The organism is Streptomyces sp. NPDC006339 (genome assembly GCF_040612775.1).
Taxonomy (GTDB): domain Bacteria; phylum Actinomycetota; class Actinomycetes; order Streptomycetales; family Streptomycetaceae; genus Streptomyces.
In genome coordinates this window covers 1-15,759 of record NZ_JBEXQW010000047.1, presented here as the reverse complement: position 1 = coordinate 15,759, position 15,759 = coordinate 1, and the positions used below count along the sequence as shown (strand labels likewise).

The 15,759-nt window shown below is 74.0% G+C and carries 12 protein-coding genes; 3 read left to right on the top strand and 9 right to left on the bottom strand.

Going from position 1 to position 15,759, the window contains the following annotated elements; genetic code table 11:
• Positions 1–9 precede the first annotated feature (9 nt).
• Entirely contained in the window at positions 10–1,620 is a 1,611-nt protein-coding gene (locus ABZ135_RS30435) for an acyl-CoA synthetase (RefSeq protein ID WP_356700155.1), read from the bottom strand.
• Complete coding sequence (locus ABZ135_RS30430; protein ID WP_356700153.1) at positions 1,617–2,726, bottom strand: nitronate monooxygenase family protein; 1,110 nt, start codon at positions 2,724–2,726, stop codon at positions 1,617–1,619. The genes ABZ135_RS30435 and ABZ135_RS30430 overlap by 4 nt, the downstream gene beginning before the upstream one ends.
• A 170-nt stretch (positions 2,727–2,896) precedes the next feature.
• Here ABZ135_RS30430 and ABZ135_RS30425 point away from each other — a divergent pair, with 170 nt between their 5' ends.
• Positions 2,897–4,747, top strand: a complete 1,851-nt coding sequence (locus ABZ135_RS30425; protein ID WP_356700151.1) for a serine hydrolase — start codon at positions 2,897–2,899, stop codon at positions 4,745–4,747.
• Between the two features lie 272 nt (positions 4,748–5,019).
• Here the strand turns inward: ABZ135_RS30425 and ABZ135_RS30420 are convergent, their stop codons facing one another.
• From ABZ135_RS30420 to ABZ135_RS30405, 4 genes are all read right to left on the bottom strand, one after another.
• Positions 5,020–5,928 (bottom strand): LysR family transcriptional regulator, encoded by a 909-nt coding sequence (locus tag ABZ135_RS30420; protein WP_356700149.1) that lies wholly within the window; start codon positions 5,926–5,928, stop codon positions 5,020–5,022.
• A gap of 4 nt (positions 5,929–5,932) precedes the next feature.
• The gene (locus ABZ135_RS30415) at positions 5,933–7,132 is read right to left on the bottom strand and encodes a glycine C-acetyltransferase (protein ID WP_356700147.1); all 1,200 of its coding nucleotides are present in this window, start codon (positions 7,130–7,132) and stop codon (positions 5,933–5,935) included.
• Positions 7,133–7,164: 32 nt separating this feature from the next.
• The gene (tdh, locus tag ABZ135_RS30410) at positions 7,165–8,193 is read right to left on the bottom strand and encodes an L-threonine 3-dehydrogenase (RefSeq protein ID WP_356700221.1); all 1,029 of its coding nucleotides are present in this window, start codon (positions 8,191–8,193) and stop codon (positions 7,165–7,167) included.
• 169 nt (positions 8,194–8,362) lie between these two features.
• Positions 8,363–9,925 (bottom strand): NAD(P)/FAD-dependent oxidoreductase, encoded by a 1,563-nt coding sequence (locus ABZ135_RS30405; protein ID WP_356700145.1) that lies wholly within the window; start codon positions 9,923–9,925, stop codon positions 8,363–8,365.
• 86 nt (positions 9,926–10,011) lie between these two features.
• On the opposite strand from ABZ135_RS30405, the gene ABZ135_RS30400 reads away from it, so the two are divergent.
• Complete coding sequence (locus tag ABZ135_RS30400; RefSeq protein ID WP_356700143.1) at positions 10,012–10,548, top strand: SMI1/KNR4 family protein; 537 nt, start codon at positions 10,012–10,014, stop codon at positions 10,546–10,548.
• Between the two features lie 38 nt (positions 10,549–10,586).
• Complete coding sequence (locus tag ABZ135_RS30395; protein ID WP_356700141.1) at positions 10,587–11,165, top strand: hypothetical protein; 579 nt, start codon at positions 10,587–10,589, stop codon at positions 11,163–11,165.
• A gap of 96 nt (positions 11,166–11,261) precedes the next feature.
• On the opposite strand, the gene ABZ135_RS30390 is transcribed toward ABZ135_RS30395, so the two are convergent.
• The 3 genes from ABZ135_RS30390 to ABZ135_RS30380 are packed head-to-tail and all read right to left on the bottom strand — an operon-like array spanning position 11,262 to position 15,715.
• A complete protein-coding gene (locus ABZ135_RS30390) occupies positions 11,262–13,535 on the bottom strand; it encodes a serine/threonine-protein kinase (RefSeq protein WP_356700139.1) in 2,274 nt (757 codons plus the stop codon).
• Entirely contained in the window at positions 13,511–14,485 is a 975-nt protein-coding gene (locus ABZ135_RS30385; protein ID WP_356700137.1) for an oxygenase MpaB family protein, read from the bottom strand. Before ABZ135_RS30385 ends, ABZ135_RS30390 begins: the two co-directional genes overlap by 25 nt.
• Positions 14,486–14,494: 9 nt before the next feature.
• On the bottom strand, positions 14,495–15,715 hold the full coding sequence (locus ABZ135_RS30380) for a hypothetical protein (RefSeq protein WP_356700135.1): 1,221 nt from the start codon (positions 15,713–15,715) through the stop codon (positions 14,495–14,497).
• Between the last annotated feature and the right edge of the window lie 44 nt (positions 15,716–15,759).

Genomic DNA, 15,759 nt, shown 5'->3' with positions numbered 1-15,759 from the left:
CGCGGCCCGCTACAAGGGGCGGTCGTGGCCCTCCCAGTAGGGGTCGCGCAGGCGGCGCTTGTAGAGCTTGCCGTTGGGGTCGCGGGGCATGTGGGCGATGAAGTCGACCGACTTGGGACGCTTGTACGAGGCCAGGTGGCTCGCGCAATGGGCGAGGATCGCCGCCGCGAGCTCGGGGCCGGGCTCGTGGCCCTCGGCCGGTTCGACGACGGCCTTCACCTCCTCGCCCCAGTCGGCGTGCGGGATGCCGAAGGCGGCGGCGTCGGCGACGGCGGGATGGGCGAGGAGGGCGGCCTCGATCTCGGCGGGGTAGATGTTGACCCCGCCGGAGATGATCATGTCGATCTTGCGGTCGCGGAGGAAGAGGTAGCCGTCCTCGTCGAGGAGGCCGAGATCGCCGACGGTGAAGAAGTCGCCGATGCGGTTCGACGCGGTCTTGGCCTCGTCCTTGTGGTAACGGAAGCCGCCGGTGCTCATCTTCATGTAGACGGTGCCGAGCCGGCCGGGCGGCAGCCGGTTGCCGTCGTCGTCGAAGACGGCGAGCTCGCTGATGGGCCAGGCGCGGCCGACGGTGCCGGGCTTCTTCAGCCAGTCCTCGGCGGTGGCGAAGGCGCCGCCGCCCTCGCTGGCCGCGTAGTACTCCTCGACGCAGTGGCCCCACCAGTCGATCATGGCCCGCTTGACGTGCTCGGGGCAGGGCGCGGCGCCGTGGATGGCGTGGCGCAGGGAGGAGACGTCGTAGCGGTTCCGGGTCTCCGCTGGGAGGGCGAGCAGCCGGTGGAACTGGGTGGGCACCATGTGCGTGTGGGTGCAGCGGTGGGTGTCGATGAGCCGCAGCATCTCCTCGGGGCTCCACTTGTCCATGACGACGAGCGGGTGGCCGATGTGCAGCGCGGCGGCGGCGAACTGGAGGACGGCCGTGTGGTAGAGCGGCGAGCAGACCAGGTGGACGTTGCCGTCGAAGGGCTTGATGCCGAAGATGCCGAGGAAGCCGCCGAGGTGGGTCTCCTCGGGGAGCCTGCCGGGCAGGGGGCGGCGGATGCCCCGGGGGCGTCCGGTGGTGCCGGAGGTGTAGTTCATGACCCAGCCGAGGGTGCGGTCGGCGGGCGTCGAGTCCGGGCGGTCGTCGAGGAGTTCGGCGTACGGGCGGAAGCCGGGGACCTGGGAGCCGGGGGCCCGGGAGCCGATGGCCCGGGAGCCCGGGGCCTGGGAGCCGGGGGCCTCGCCGACGGCGTAGCGGTGGCTCCGGGCGAGGCCCGCCTCGTCCGCGGCGGCCGTCGCGGCCTCGGCGAAGCGCTCGTGGGCGATGAGGACCTTGGCGCCGGAGTCGGAGACGATCCAGGCGATCTCGGAGCCGACCAGGTGGTGGTTGACGGGGACGAGGTAGAAGCCCGCCTGGGCGGCGGCGAGATAGGCGGTGAGGAAGGCGGTGCCGTTGGGCAGGACGACGGCGAAGGCGTCGCCTTGCTCCATTCCGGCGGCGCGCAGGCCGTGGACGAGGCGGTTGGCGTCGGTGAGCAGCCGTCCGGCGGTCCACTCCTCGCCGTCGGGGGCGATCAGGACGGTACGGCCCGGGTCGGCGGCGGCCTGTGCCCAGAAGCCGGTGGGGTTCTCGGTCACCGCGCGCTCCTTCCGGCGATGCGGTTGATCCGGGTGACCGCCCTCTCGAAGCCCCGGGTGAGGTCGTCGAAGACCTGCCGGACACTGCGCTCGGAGTTCATCCGGCCGACGATCTGGCCGACGGGCGTGCCGAGCAGCGGCGCCACCTCGTACTTCTGGATCCGGGATACGGCCTCGGCGACCAGCAGGCCCTGGAGCGGCATGGGCAGCGGTCCGGGTCCCGCCGGGTCGTCCCAGGCGTCGGTCCACTCGGTGCGCAGTTGGCGGGCGGGTTTGCCGGTCAGGGCGCGGGAGCGGACGGTGTCGCCGGAGCCGGCGGCGAGCAGTTTCTCGGTGAGGGCCCGGGAGTGGAGTTCGGCCTCGGTGGTGGTGAGCCAGAGCGAGCCGAGCCAGACGCCCTGGGCGCCGAGGGCGAGTCCGGCGGCGATCTGCTCGCCGCTGCCGATGCCGCCGGCGGCGAGGACGGGCAGCGGGGCGACGGCTTCGACGACCTCGGGGGTGAGCACCATGGAGGCGATCTCGCCGGTGTGGCCGCCGGCCTCGTAGCCCTGGGCGACGACGATGTCGATGCCGGCGTCGGCGTGGTGGCGGGCGTGCCGGGCGCTGCCGGCGAGGGCGGCGACGAGGACGCCGTGGTCGTGGGCGCGGGCGACGACGTCGGCGGGCGGGGAGCCGAGGGCGTTGGCGAGCAGCTTGATGGGGTAGTCGAACGCGACGTCGAGCTGGCCGCGGGCGACCTGTTCCATCCAGCCGGTGATGCGCCAGCCGGACGGCTCGCCGTCGGCGAGTTCGGGGACGCCGTACCGGGCGAGGGTGGCGCGGACGAATGCGCGGTGTCCCTCGGGGATCATCGCCTCGACGTCGGCCTCGGTCACGCCGTCGACCTTCTTCGCCGGCATGACGACGTCGAGTCCGTAGGGCAGTCCGTCGGTGTGGGCCTGCATCCAGTCGAGGTCGCGGGCGAGGTCGCCGGGTGCGGTGTAGCGCACCGCGCCGAGGACGCCGAACCCGCCGGCTCTGGTGATGGCGGCGGCCACCGCGGGGAAGGGCGTGAAGCCGAAGATGGCGTGTTCGATCCCCAGGGTGCGACTCAGCTCCGTCTTCATGGGCGGCAGGATGCCGCAGCGGTCGTGCCGAGGGAAGAGATTTTCTGATGCCATGTCAGATTCTTTGCGGTGCCGCGCGCTTCCGTGTCCCGCTCCCCCTCCGGTAGGAAAGTTTCAGATCTTGCCGGAGCAGCCGAAGTTTTCTTTCAGGGAGCGGTGAGAGGGTGGACATGACGGAGCAGTCGAGGAGCGAGGGACGGGGTCCGAGCCGCAGGGCGTTCGGCGGCGGGGTCCTGGCCCTGGGAGGAGCCCTGATGTTCGGTGCGGTGCCGGGAGCGGCCGCCCACGGGCCCGCGGAGGGCGACTCGGGCGGCGCCGCGGGCGGCGGTGGTACGGCCGACGGTGGTACGGGCGGCGGCGCGCGGCGGACGACCCTGCGGCGCGGCTCCGCCGAGCGGGCCGGACTGCTGCCCGAGCACCTGGACCGGCTTGTCACCGACGCCGAATCCTTCCTCCGCCCCTCTCCCGTCCACCCCTGGTACGCGGGCGCCGTGCTGCTCGCCGGGCGCGGCGGGACCGTGGCGCTGCACCGGCCGATCGGCATGGCCGTGCGCTACGCGGCGTACGACGAGAAGACCGACACCGGCGTCGAGCTGCCGGAGGACCAGCGGATCCCCATGCGCGAGGACACGGTCTTCGACCTGGCCTCGGTCTCCAAGCTGTTCACCTCGATCCTGGCGGTGCAGCAGATCGAGCGCGGCGCGCTGACGCTGGAGGAGCGCGTCACGGCGTATCTGCCGGAGTTCGGGGGCGGCGGCAAGCAGGACATCACCGTCCGTCAGCTCCTCACCCACACCTCCGGTTTCCGCGCCTGGATCCCGCTCTACAAGGAGCCGACCCGGGAGGGGCGACTGCGGCTGCTGTGGAACGAGAAGCCGGCGCATCCGCCCGGCACGGTCTACCTCTACTCCGACCTCAATCTGATCACCCTCCAGCTCATCCTGGAGAAGATCACCGGTCACACTCTGGATCACCTGCTCCGGACCGAGATCACCGCTCCGCTCGGGATGCACCGCACGCGCTTCAATCCCCCGCTCTCCTGGCGGCCGGACATCGCCGCCACGGAGGACGCCCGCAAGCCGTGGTCCGGTCTGGACCGCGGCATGGTGTGGGGCGAGGTCCACGACGAGAACGCCTACGCCATGAGCGGGGTGGCCGGCCACGCCGGGGTGTTCTCCCGCGCCTGGGACCTGGCCGTCCTCGCCCGCACCCTGCTCAACGGCGGGGCGTACGGCGACGCCCGCATCCTCTCCCCCGCCTCGGTGGAGCTCATGTTCACCGACTTCAACACCGCCTTCCCCGGCGACGAGCACGGTCTCGGCTTCGAGCTCTACCAGCACTGGTACATGGGCGCCCTGGCCACCCCGCGCACCGCGGGGCACACCGGCTTCACCGGCACCAGCCTCGTCCTCGACCCGACCGCCGACGCCTTCCTCGTCGTCCTCGGCAACTCCGTGCACCCCGTGCGGAGCTGGCGCTCCGGCTCCGCGCCCCGGGTCGCCACCGCCGACGCCCTCGCCCGCGCCGTGCCCGTACGCCCGGCCCGGGGACGCACCGCCTGGTTCGCCGGCATGGCGAGCGCCACGACCGCCACGCTGACCCTGCCCGACCTCCCGGAGGCGGCGCGCCTCGAGTGCGCCCTGTGGTGGGACACCGAACCGGGCGCGGACGGCGCGTTCCTGGAGGCGTCGAGGGACGGCGGGGCGAGCTGGTCGGCGGTGCCGTTCACGAGCGCGCGGCCCGGCGAGGAGCCCCGCTCGCACCCCTCGGGCGCGGCGAGCGGCTGGTCCGGCCGTGCCTGGCACACCGTCAGGGCCGCGCTGCCCCAGGGCCCGCACCCGGCCACCGGGCCCGTACGGCTGCGCTGGCGCTACGCCACCGACCGGCGGTACGTGGGCCGGGGCGTGTACGTGGACGCGCTGCGGGTGCTCGACGCGGCGGGGCGCCCGCTGTTCGACGAGATGCGGCCGGCGGACGGGGCGCGCGTCGAGGCGCAGGGCTGGGTGCGGTCGGCGGACTGACACCCTGTCCGCGCCCGGGGGCGGTCTGCGCACGGATGCGCCGGGCGCGCGCCGCTCCGTCCTGTCCGCGTGGCCGGGGGGCGCTGTCCCTGGCCCTCCTCGCCACGCTGATCACGGCGCTCGCGGCGCCGTCCCCCGCGGCCGCCACGACCGGCCCGACGGCGACGACCGCGTCGACCGCCGTCGAGCCGGCCGCGTCGCACACGGTCCCGGGCCACGGTCCTGGGCCACGGTCACGGTGGTGGGACCGAGGTCGCCGGGTCCCGGCGGGCTCAGTCCCGCGGAACGGCCGCGTCCCGCAGCGCGTCGAGGACCGGCCGGATCAGCGGATGGTCCTCGGCTCCGCGGCGGACCGCCGCGAAGACGCGGCGGGTGGGGGCGACGCCGTCCACCGGACGGACGAACACCCCGGTGAGGTCCGTGCCGCGCAGGGCCGAGCGCGGCACCAGGGCCACGCCCGCACCCGCCGACGCGAGGGCGACGACGGCCCGGAAGTCGTCGGAGGAGTGCTCCAGACGCGGCGCGAAACCGGCGTACTCGCAGGCCAGGACGGTCACGTCATGACACGGGTTGCCGGCGGACTGGCCGATCCAGGGGTCCTTCGCGAGGTCGGCGAGCGCGATCCGCTCCCGGGCGGCGAGCGGGTGGTCCGGCGGGAGGACCGCGTCGAACGGCTCCGCGTAGAGCGGGACGCGGGTGAGCCGGGCGTCGTCCTCACCGGGCGCGCCCCGGTACTCGACGGCCACGGCCACGTCGACCTGCCGGTCCAGGACCATGAGGAGGCTCTCGTCGCCCTCGGCGTCCCGGACCCGGACCCGGATGCCGGGCGCGGTGCGGGCGAGGGAGCCGATGGCGGGGGCGACGGCGAGGCCGATGCCGGTGGCGAAGGCGGCCACCGTCACCGTACCGGCCTCGCCCGAGCCGTACGCGGCGAGCTCGGCCTCCGCCCGCTCCAGTTGCGCCAGGACGGCGTTGGCGTGGTTCAGCAGGATCTCGCCGGCCGGCGTCAGCCGGGCGCCCCGGGCGCCCCGCTCCACCAGACGGTGCCCGGTCTCCTGTTCCAGGGCGGCGAGCTGCTGGGAGACGGCGGACGGGGTGAGATACAGCGCGGCGGCCGCCGCCGTGACGGTGCGGTGGTCGGCCACCGCCCGGAGGATGTGCAGCCGCCGCGCTTCGATCATGCCCCTAGTCTCGCAGGGCGGCGCGCGCGTCGACGAACGCGTCGACGGCCCGGTTGACGTCGTCCGTGGAGTGGGCGGCGGACAACTGGACGCGGATGCGGGCCTGGCCCTGCGGCACGACCGGGTACGAGAAGCCGATCACGTACACGCCGCGCTCCAGGAGCAGCTCGGCCATGCGTCCGGCTTCGGCGGCGTCACCGATCATCACGGGGGCGATGGCGTGGTCGCCGGGGAGGATGTCGAAGCCCTCCTCGGTCATCCGGCGGCGGAACAGCTCGGTGTTGGCGTTCAGCCGCTCGCGCAGGTCTCCGGCGGACTCCAGGAGGTCGAGGACCTTGAGCGAGGCGGCGGCGATCACCGGGGCGAGGGTGTTGGAGAAGAGGTACGGGCGGGAGCGCTGGCGCAGCAGGGCGACGATCTCGGCGCGGGCCGCGACATAGCCGCCGGAGGCGCCGCCGAGGGCCTTGCCGAGGGTGCCGGTGATGATGTCGACGCGGTCCATGACGCCGTGCAGCTCGGGGGTGCCGCGGCCGCCGGGGCCGACGAAGCCGACGGCGTGCGAGTCGTCGACCATGACCATGGCGTCGTAGCGCTCGGCCAGGTCGCAGATCTCGTCGAGCGGGGCGACGTAGCCGTCCATGGAGAACACGCCGTCGGTCACGACCAGCTTGCGCCGGGCGCCGCCCTCGGTCGCCTCCTTGAGCTGCCGCTCCAGGTCGGCCATGTCGCGGTTGGCGTAGCGGAAGCGGCGGGCCTTGGAGAGGCGGATGCCGTCGATGATGGAGGCGTGGTTGAGGGCGTCGGAGACGACCGCGTCCTCGGGGCCGAGGAGGGTCTCGAAGACGCCGCCGTTGGCGTCGAAGCAGGAGGAGTAGAGGATCGTGTCCTCCTGGCCGAGGAAGGCCGACAGGCGCGCCTCCAGCTCCTTGTGGACCTCCTGGGTGCCGCAGATGAAGCGGACGGACGCCATGCCGTAGCCCCAGCGGTCCAGGGCCTCGTGGGCGGCGGCGACGACCTCGGGGTGGTCGGCGAGGCCCAGGTAGTTGTTGGCGCAGAAGTTCAGCACCTCGCCGGGGCGGCCGCCGGAGGTGACGGCCACGGTCGCGGACTGGGGGGTGCCGATGACCCGCTCGGGCTTGTGCAGTCCGGCCTGCCGGATGTCTTCGAGGGTGGCGCGCAGGTCGTCGCGGACGGAGTCGAACATGGAAAGGGCTCCTGAGTGCTGTGGTCCGGAGGTCAGACGGTCCAGTCGAGGATGATCTTGCCGCTCCTGCCGGAGGCGGCGTCGTCGAAGGCGGCCTCGAAGTCGGTGTACGCGTAGCGGCCCGTGATCACCGGGGAGAGGTCGAGTCCGCCTTCGAGGAGCACCGACATGGCGTACCAGGTCTCGAACATCTCGCGGCCGTAGATGCCCTTGATGGTGATCATCGAGGTGACGATCTTCGCCCAGTCGACGGAGAAGTCCTCGCTGGGCAGGCCGAGCATGGCGATCTTGCCGCCGTTGGTCATGTTGGCGACCATGTCGCGCATCGCGCGCGGGTTGCCGGACATCTCCAGGCCGACGTCGAAGCCCTCCTTGAGGCCGAGGATGCGCTGGCCGTCGGCGATGGTCTGCTCGGCGACGTTCAGGGCGAGCGAGACGCCGGTCTTGCGGGCCAGGTCGAGGCGGTCCTCGCTGACGTCGGTGATGACGACGTGGCGGGCGCCGGCGTGCTTGGCGACGGCCGCGGCCATGATGCCGATCGGGCCCGCGCCGGTGACCAGGACGTCCTCGCCGACGAGCGGGAAGGAGAGCGCGGTGTGCACCGCGTTGCCGAAGGGGTCGAAGATCGCGGCGACGTCGAGGTCGACGGCGACGCGGTGGACCCAGACGTTGGAGGCGGGCAGCACGACGTACTCGGCGAAGGCGCCGTCGCGGCCGACGCCGAGGCCGATGGTGGCGCGGCACAGGTGGCGGCGGCCGGCCAGGCAGTTGCGGCACTTGCCGCACACCAGGTGGCCCTCGCCGCTGACCAGGTCGCCGACCTGGACGTCGGTGACGTCGCGGCCGGTCTCGACGACCTCGCCGACGAACTCGTGGCCGAGGGTCAGCGGGGTGTCGATGGTCTTCTGGGCCCAGCCGTCCCAGGAGCGGATGTGGAGGTCGGTGCCGCAGATCCCGGTCCGCTTGACCTTGATCAGGACGTCACCGGGGCCTGTCTCCGGCTCGGGCACGTCCGTGAGCCAGAGTCCCGGCTCCGCCTTCTGCTTGACCAGTGCCTTCAATGTCACGGCTCCCGACGTACGCGTCCTTGTGATGTACGGGTCAGGGCGCGGCGAAGCGCCCAAGATCCCTGGAGGAAATCTTCCGTACGTCGGGCCCGTGGTCCATCGAGGTTTTCTTAAGCGGCCTCGCAGATCAGCTTCACGCCGCTGGCGGCGGGCGGTCCGAACGTCAACCCGCCGCCCCTTCCAGCACCGACATGGCCGCGTTGTGGCCGGGGACACCGCTCACCCCGCCGCCGCGGACGGCGCCCGCCCCGCACAGCAGGACGTTGGCGTGGGCGGTCTCGACACCCCAGGCTCCACCCTCCTCTTCCCCGTAGGGGAAGGAGAGGTCGCGGTGGAAGATGTGGCCGCCGGGCAGCCGCAGCTCGTGTTCGAGGTCGAGCGGGCTCTTCGCCTCGACGCACGGCCGGCCGTCGGCGTCGCGGGCCAGGCAGTCGGCGATCGGTTCGTCGAGGCAGGCGTCGAGCTGCTCCAGGGTCGCCTTCAGGAGGGCGTCGCGGGTGCCGTCGGGGTCGGCGGCGAACAGCCGGGCGGGCGCGTGGAGTCCGAAGAGGGTGAGGGTCTGGTAGCCGCGGGCGGCGGCCTCGGGGCCGAGGATGCCGGGATCGGTGAGGGTGTGGCAGTAGATCTCCGAGGGCGGGGCGGCGGGCAGGCGCCCGGCGGCGGCCTCGGCGTAGGCGGTCGCCAACTGCGCGTAGCCCTCGGCGATGTGGAAGGTGCCGGAGAACGCCTCGCGCGGGTCGACCGCGCGGTCGCGGAGCCTCGGCAGCCGGGTGAGGACCATGTTCACCTTGAGCTGGGCGCCCTCGGCGGGCGGCGGGGCCGGTTCGCCGAGGAGGGCGGCGAGGGCGTGCGGGGAGGCGTTCACGAGGACGTGTCCGGCGGCGACGACGCCCTCGCCGTCGGCGGTGCGGTAGGCGACCTCGGCGCGGGTGCCGTCGGTGTCGATCCGGTTGACCTCGTGGCCGGTGAGGATCGTGGCCCCGGCGGCGCGTGCCGCGTCCGCGAGGGCGTCGGTGAGGGCGCCCATGCCGCCCACGGGGACGTCCCAGTCACCGGTGCCGCCGCCGATGACGTGGTAGAGGAAGCAGCGGTTCTGGAGCAGGGAGGGGTCGTGGGCGTCGGCGAAGGTGCCGATGAGGGCGTCGGTGAGGACGACCCCGCGGACCAGGTCGTCGGCGAAGTGCTTCTCGACGGCGACGCCGATGGGCTGCTCGAAGAGCATGTCCCAGGTCTCGGCGTCGTCGACCCGGGCGCGCAGCTCGGCACGGCTCGGCAGCGGTGCGGTGAGGGTCGGGAAGATCCGGCGCGCGGCGCGCGCGGTGCGGCCGTAGAAGGCCCGCCATGCCTCGTACTCGCGGTCGGAGCCGGTGAGCGCGGCGAAGGAGGCGCGGGTGCGGTCGGCGTCGCCGCCGACGAGGAGGCCGGAGCCGCCGGCCGGGGTGCGGTAGGGCGTGTACGAGGAGACGGACCGTTTTCGCACCGCGAAGCGCAGCCCGAGGTCGCGCACGATCTTCTCGGGGAGGAGCGAGACGAGGTACGAGTAGCGGGACAGCCGGACGTCCACCCCGGCGAAGGGCCGCGTGGAGACGGCGGCCCCGCCGGTGGAACCGAGCCGCTCGAGGACGAGGACCCGTCGCCCGGCGCGGGCGAGGTAGGCGGCGGCGACGAGGCCGTTGTGTCCGCCGCCGACGATGACGGCGTCGTAGGAGCTCTGCGGTGCGGTCATGCCTCTTGCTAGCACCTCGGCGGCGCTGCCACCAGGGGCCGGGGCGGTGAGTCCGGTCCGGCCGCGGGGCTGCGTACGATCGGCGGGTGGCACGCTTCGACGACATCTGCGCGACCTTCTGGGACGAGGACCCGCACGGGTCGCTCGCCCCGTTGACCGACCCGGTCGTGCGGGAGGCCGAGCGCCGGCTCGGCGTCCGTCTGCCGCAGGCGCTCCTGGAGATCCTGCGGATCCGCAACGGCGGCCTGGTGGCGGACGCCTGGAACGCCTTCCCCACGGACGTGGCGACCTCCTGGAGCGAGACCCATGTCCCGTTCGACGAGCTGCTGGGCGTCGGCCGTCCCGGGGACGAGTGGTCGCTGCTGGAGTCCCCCTCGCTGGTCGAGGAGTGGGGTCTGCCGTCGCCCCTGGTGCTGCTCTCCGGCGACGGCCACTGCTGGATCGCGCTCGACTACCGGGCCTGCGGACCGCACGGGGAGCCGTCGGTGACATGGTTCGACACGGAGTCGGGCACGGATTCCGTCACGGAGCTTCCGTTGGCCCGGGACTTCCGGTCTTTCGTCGAGCGCCTGACCTCGGCGGACTCGCTCGACCCCGAACCGGCGGGAGACGGCGGCCGGTAGGGCGCCGGTGTCAGTGGCGTGCTCTACGGTCGGGGGCCATGGGGAACCACTATCGGACGCTGGTCGTCCCGGACGTCGGGCCGGAGGAGGCGGAGGAGCTGGCCGGGCGGGGGCTCGGCTGGCTGGTCGCGGCCGGGATCGTGCGCGCCGAACGGGTCCGTGACTGCGTCTTCTTCGCGGAGTACGGGCACCTGCCGGGCCCCGGGTGGGCGCGGGCGGTCGCCGATCCGCGCCGGGGGTCCGGCGGCGGCGTCGCGGTCCACGCCGGGCGGACGGTGTTCCACGGTTGCCCGTTCTTCTGCGCGCACGCGGTCTGCCCGCACTGCGAGGCCCGCACCCGCTTCTTCGACGACGAAGGGGAGGCCGTCGAGGGCGCCTTCGACTCCTTCGCCGCGTCCATAGGCGTATGGCAGCGCACGGGAACGGCCACGGCCGCTTGCGACACGTGCGGCCGCGCAACCGAGTTGACCGCGTGGACCTGGGACCAGAACTTCTTCGCCTTCGCCCACCTGGGCTTCGCCTTCTGGGACTGGCCGGCCCTCGCCCCGGACTTCCTGGCCGACTTCGCGTCGGCGCTGGGCGGCCACCGGTTCGTCCAGGTGAGGGGGAACCTCTGAGCGGAGGGCGTTGAGGGCAAGCAGACCACCGGGGGGGGTGCCAGGTCGCCCAGACTCCCGGGGGGGGTCGAGCCCGGCCCGGGCGGCGGGCCGGGGCTAGGGGGCGGCGGTGCCCAGGCGTTCGCGGCAGTGGGTTTCGTCCGCGCGGGCGGAGCGGGTGGCCGGGTGGTCGGGGCCGAGGAGGCGGGTGCGGGCCTCGGTCACGCCGCGGTATTCGGCGAGGGCCTCCGTCCAACGGCCCAGCCAGCCCAGGGCGATGGCGGTCTCGCGCCGGCTGATCAGCGTGTCCGGGTGGTCGGCGCCGAGGACGCGGGCGCGGGCGGCGCAGACAGCGCGGGCTTCGGCGAGGGCCTCGTCCCAGCGGCCGAGGCGCCCGAGGTTCACGCCGAGGCCGTGCCGGGCGCGCAGGGTCTCCGGGTCCTCCGGGCCGGCGGTCCTGGTGCGGGCGTCGACGAGCTCCCGGTAGAGCGCGGCGGCCTCCTCCGCGCGCCCGAGGCGGCCCAGGCAGATGCCGACCTCGTAGCGGGCCGCGAGCGTGTCCGGGTGCTCGGGGCCCAGGACCGTGCCGCGCAGGTCCGCCACCTCGCGGTGGTGGCCGAGCGCGTCGGCCCAGCGTCCGAGCCGGCCGAGCGCGTGCCCCACCTCGTGGCGGGTGGCCAGCGTGTCGGGGTGCTCCGCGCCGAGCAGCCGGGCCCGCGCGTCGGCGACCTCGCACGCGGTCGCGTACGCCTCGGCGACCCGGCCGATCCGGCCGAGCGTGAAGGCCAGGTTGTGGCGGCAGCGCAGGGTGTCGGGGTGCTCGGCGCCCACGGTCCGTTCGCGGGCCGCGAGCACCGCCTCGTACACCGCGTGCGCCTCGGCGTGACGGCCGAGTCCGCCCAGGACGTACGCGATCTCCTGGCGTGCCGCGAGGGTCTCCGGGTGGTCGGCGCCGAGGGCCCTGGCCCGCCCCTCGGCGACCGTGCCGAACTGGCCGAGGGCCTCGGCGGACCGGCCGAGGCGGGCCAGGGCGAAGGCGAGTTCGTAGCCGCTGGCGAGGGTGTCGGGGTGGTCGGCGCCGAGGACGTGCGCCCGGTCCCGTACGACCGTACGCAGCAGATCGGCGGCCTCCTCCCACCGGCCGAGCCGTCCGAGCCCCAGCCCGGCCCGGTGCCGCCCGGCGAGCACGGCGACGAGCTCCGGGGCGGCGCCGGACGGCCGGGACGAAAAAGCGGAATGAGGGTGGGACTCAGGGGAAGCAGGGGAAGCGGGAGGCTCGGGCCGGACCGGTACCGGGCCCGACGCCGTCAGGCGCCCCGCGCGGGTCCACTCGCCCGTCAGGGCCGTGGCCGGGTCGTACGGCGGCGCGGCGCGCCCCGCGAGGGTCGTGGTGGCGGCGCGGCCGGTGCCGATGGCGCGGGCCCAGGCCGGGAGCTCGGGCAGGCCCGCCGACGTCGACATCGGCGTCGACATGGACGCCGACACGGACGCCGACACGGACGCCGACGTCGGGAACGAGAAGACCGGGAAGGCCGTGCCGCGGCCCGAGGCGAGGCGGTCGCGGAGCACGGCCGCGTCGGACGGACGGCCGTCGGGGGTCTTCGCGAGCAGGTCGAGGACGACCAGGTCGAGATAGCCCGGGAGGTCGGCGCGGTGGCTGCGCAGCGGCGCGGGCGCGGTGTCACGGTGCCCGATGAGGATGGCCCACGTGTCGCCCAGGTCGAAGGGCGGAACGCCGGTGGCCAGTTCGTAGAGCACGCAGCCCAGGGAGTACAGGTCGCTGCGGTGGTCGACCTCGCCGCCACCGATCTGCTCCGGGCTCATGTAGTGCGGGGTGCCCATGGCGATGCCGGTGCCGGTGAGGCGGGAGGTGAAGCCGATGTCGGCGCCGAGCCGCGCTATCCCGAAGTCGCAGATCTTCACGGCGCCGTCGACGAGCCGCACGATGTTCGCCGGCTTGAGGTCGCGGTGGACCACGCCCTGGCGGTGGGTGTAGGCGAGGGCGTCGGCGACCTGCTCGGCGATGTCGACGACCTCGGCGACGGGCAGCGGCCGCTTGCGGTTGTCGGCGAGCAACTGGCTCAGATTGCGCCCGTCGAGGAGCTCCATGACGAGGAAGAGCACCCCGTCGGACTCGCCGAAGTCGTGCACGACGGTGATGCCGCGGTGCTGGAGGGCGGCGGCGACCCGGGCCTCGCGCCGGAAGCGTTCGCGCAGCACGGCCATGTTCGCCGGGTCGCGCTGCTGGCCGAGGGGCCGGAGGCACTTCACGGCGACGCGCCGGCCGAGCGACTCGTCGGTCGCGCGCCACACCTCGCCCATACCGCCGCGACCGATCACCTCGTGCAGCCGGTACCGGCCCTGGATCAGCCTGGTGTCCGTGTCCGCCATCGCGTGCTGTCGCCCCCGTTTGCCCCGTTGTCGTGCCGCTCCTTCCCCGGCCCGTCCAGTATGGCGGCCGTGGCGCGCAGTCTGTACGGCGCGGGTCGGCTCTCCGGGCCGAGCCGTTCCATCGCGCGCAGGATGTGCCGCGGCGGCAGCCGCCAGCGCAGCCGGTCCGGCACGCAGCGCAGCAGGTTCGCGGTGGCGGTGAGCCGGTGGGTGACGGTCTCGGGCGGCGGCGCCGGCCGGCCGTAGAGCGCGTGGGCGTACGGAGGCAGGGTGTCGTACGCGAGGGCCGCCACGCGCCGCCAGATCACCTCGCGCGCGGGCCGGAGGACCGGCGGCACCGGGGGCCGGCGCAGGAAGGCGTCGACGGTGCGCGCGTCCTGGCCGCCTGCGAGTTCCGGCCGGATGTCCTCGAAGTAGCGGGCGAGGGCGGTGGTGCTGCCGGGCACCTCGTCGGGGTCGAGGCCCACGAGCCGGGCGGAAACGCGCTGTTCGTCGACATATCGGTCGGCCTGGGCGTCGGTGAGGGGGATGCCGGAGCGGCGTAGGACGTGGAGGTACGAGTCGATCGCGGCGCAGTGCACCCAGCGCAGCAGGTGCGGGTCGTCCACGCCGAGCAGCCGGTGGATCCTGCGCACCCGGGCGCCCGCGGCCTCGGCCGCCTCGCTGGTGTCGTAGCTGAGCGCGCCGACGAAGGCGGCGGTCCGCATGAGGCGGCCCCAGGCGTCCCGCCGGAAGTCGCTGTTGATCATGACTCCGCGGACGGCGACCGGGTGCAGCGCCTGGAGGTACAGGGCGCGCACCCCGCCGATCCACATGACGGGGTCGCCGTGGAGCTGCCAGGTGACGGACCCGGGGCCGAAGAGCCCCGGGTCCGGACCGGATGCCGGGGCGCCGTCGGGCGTCCCGGCGTCGTCGGTGGTGCCGTCGGGCGTGGTCGCGTCGGGCCGCATTCCCTCAGGCTAGGCCGCGTCTTCCGGATCAGGCCAGGCCCGAACCGGCCGCCACCGCCCGGAAGGCCGCGGTTGCGCGGCGTCCGCGTCGGCGTACGGCACGAAGACGGCCGGGTCGGCGTGGTCGGTGACGCGCAGGCGCACCGCGGCCTCGAACGTGTGGGTAGTGCGGTAGACGAGTCCGTCGGGGACCAGCGCCTGCGCGAACCGTTCGATCTCCCATTCCCACCACATGTGCCGGGTGGCCAGTCCGTTCGCGATCCTCTCACTGGTCACGCCCGCCAGACCGTAGGCGCCGGACGGCCTCCACATGAGGAGGATCCGGCTCGGCTGGTACGAGTCGTCGTGCCACTGCCCTGCGTACAAGTGCCCCATCGGCATGTCCGGCGGTGTCCTGAGCCAGGTGGCGTCCGGGAGGCCGGACCAGGTGAAGTACACCCACCAGCCGTGGCGCACCTCGGACGGCCTGTCTTTGACCGCGCTGATGCCGGGCCGGCCGGCGGCCTCCAGGGCCGCCGCGGTCGCGGTGATCACCCCGGCCACCTTTCGTACGGCCTCCTCGCGGGCCCGCTCGTTGCGGACCGAGGCGCGGACGCGCTGCCACCACGCGTCGATGTCACCGACCGTCTCCCGGAGTTCGGCGGGCCATGCCTGCGGTGTCTCGCCCCGCGCCGCCAGTTCCCGCGGAGTGCTCCCGCCGGGCAGCGGCAGCGGGCGGTCCGCGGCCGCCTGGCGCCACTCCCACTCCTCGAACCGGGCACGGGCCTCCGACCGCCGCCGTTCCTGTTCCCGGTAGGCACGTCGGCCCGCCTCGATACGCTGGGCCTCCTGTTCGGCGATCCGCCGCTCCACCGCCTCCCGCACCGGCCGGTAGGCGGCTGCCGCGGGCTCCACCCGGTCCAGGAAGGCCGCCTTGGCCCGCCCGTACGTTGCCTCGGCCCACCGTCGGCTCACCAACCGCCTGCGCCATCGCCGGACACGCTCCTCGACCCGCTCCAATTCCGCTATGGCAGGAGCGAGTTCACCCAGGTAGGCGAGGGCAGCGGCATTCCAGGCGGTCACCTCCTGCTGGGTGCTGGCCACCCGCAGGCGGGTGCGCGACACGCGTGAGGAGTCCAGCCCGCCCGGAACGGCGCCCTCGGCCTCGTCGGCCTCCTCGGGGAACCAGTACAGGGTGACGAGACCGGCGTCGGCGATCGCGTGGTTCAGCCACGATATTTTCAGGGCCATGGCCCGAGGATGCCCACCAGGACCGCTCCGAAGTCCCGACCGCG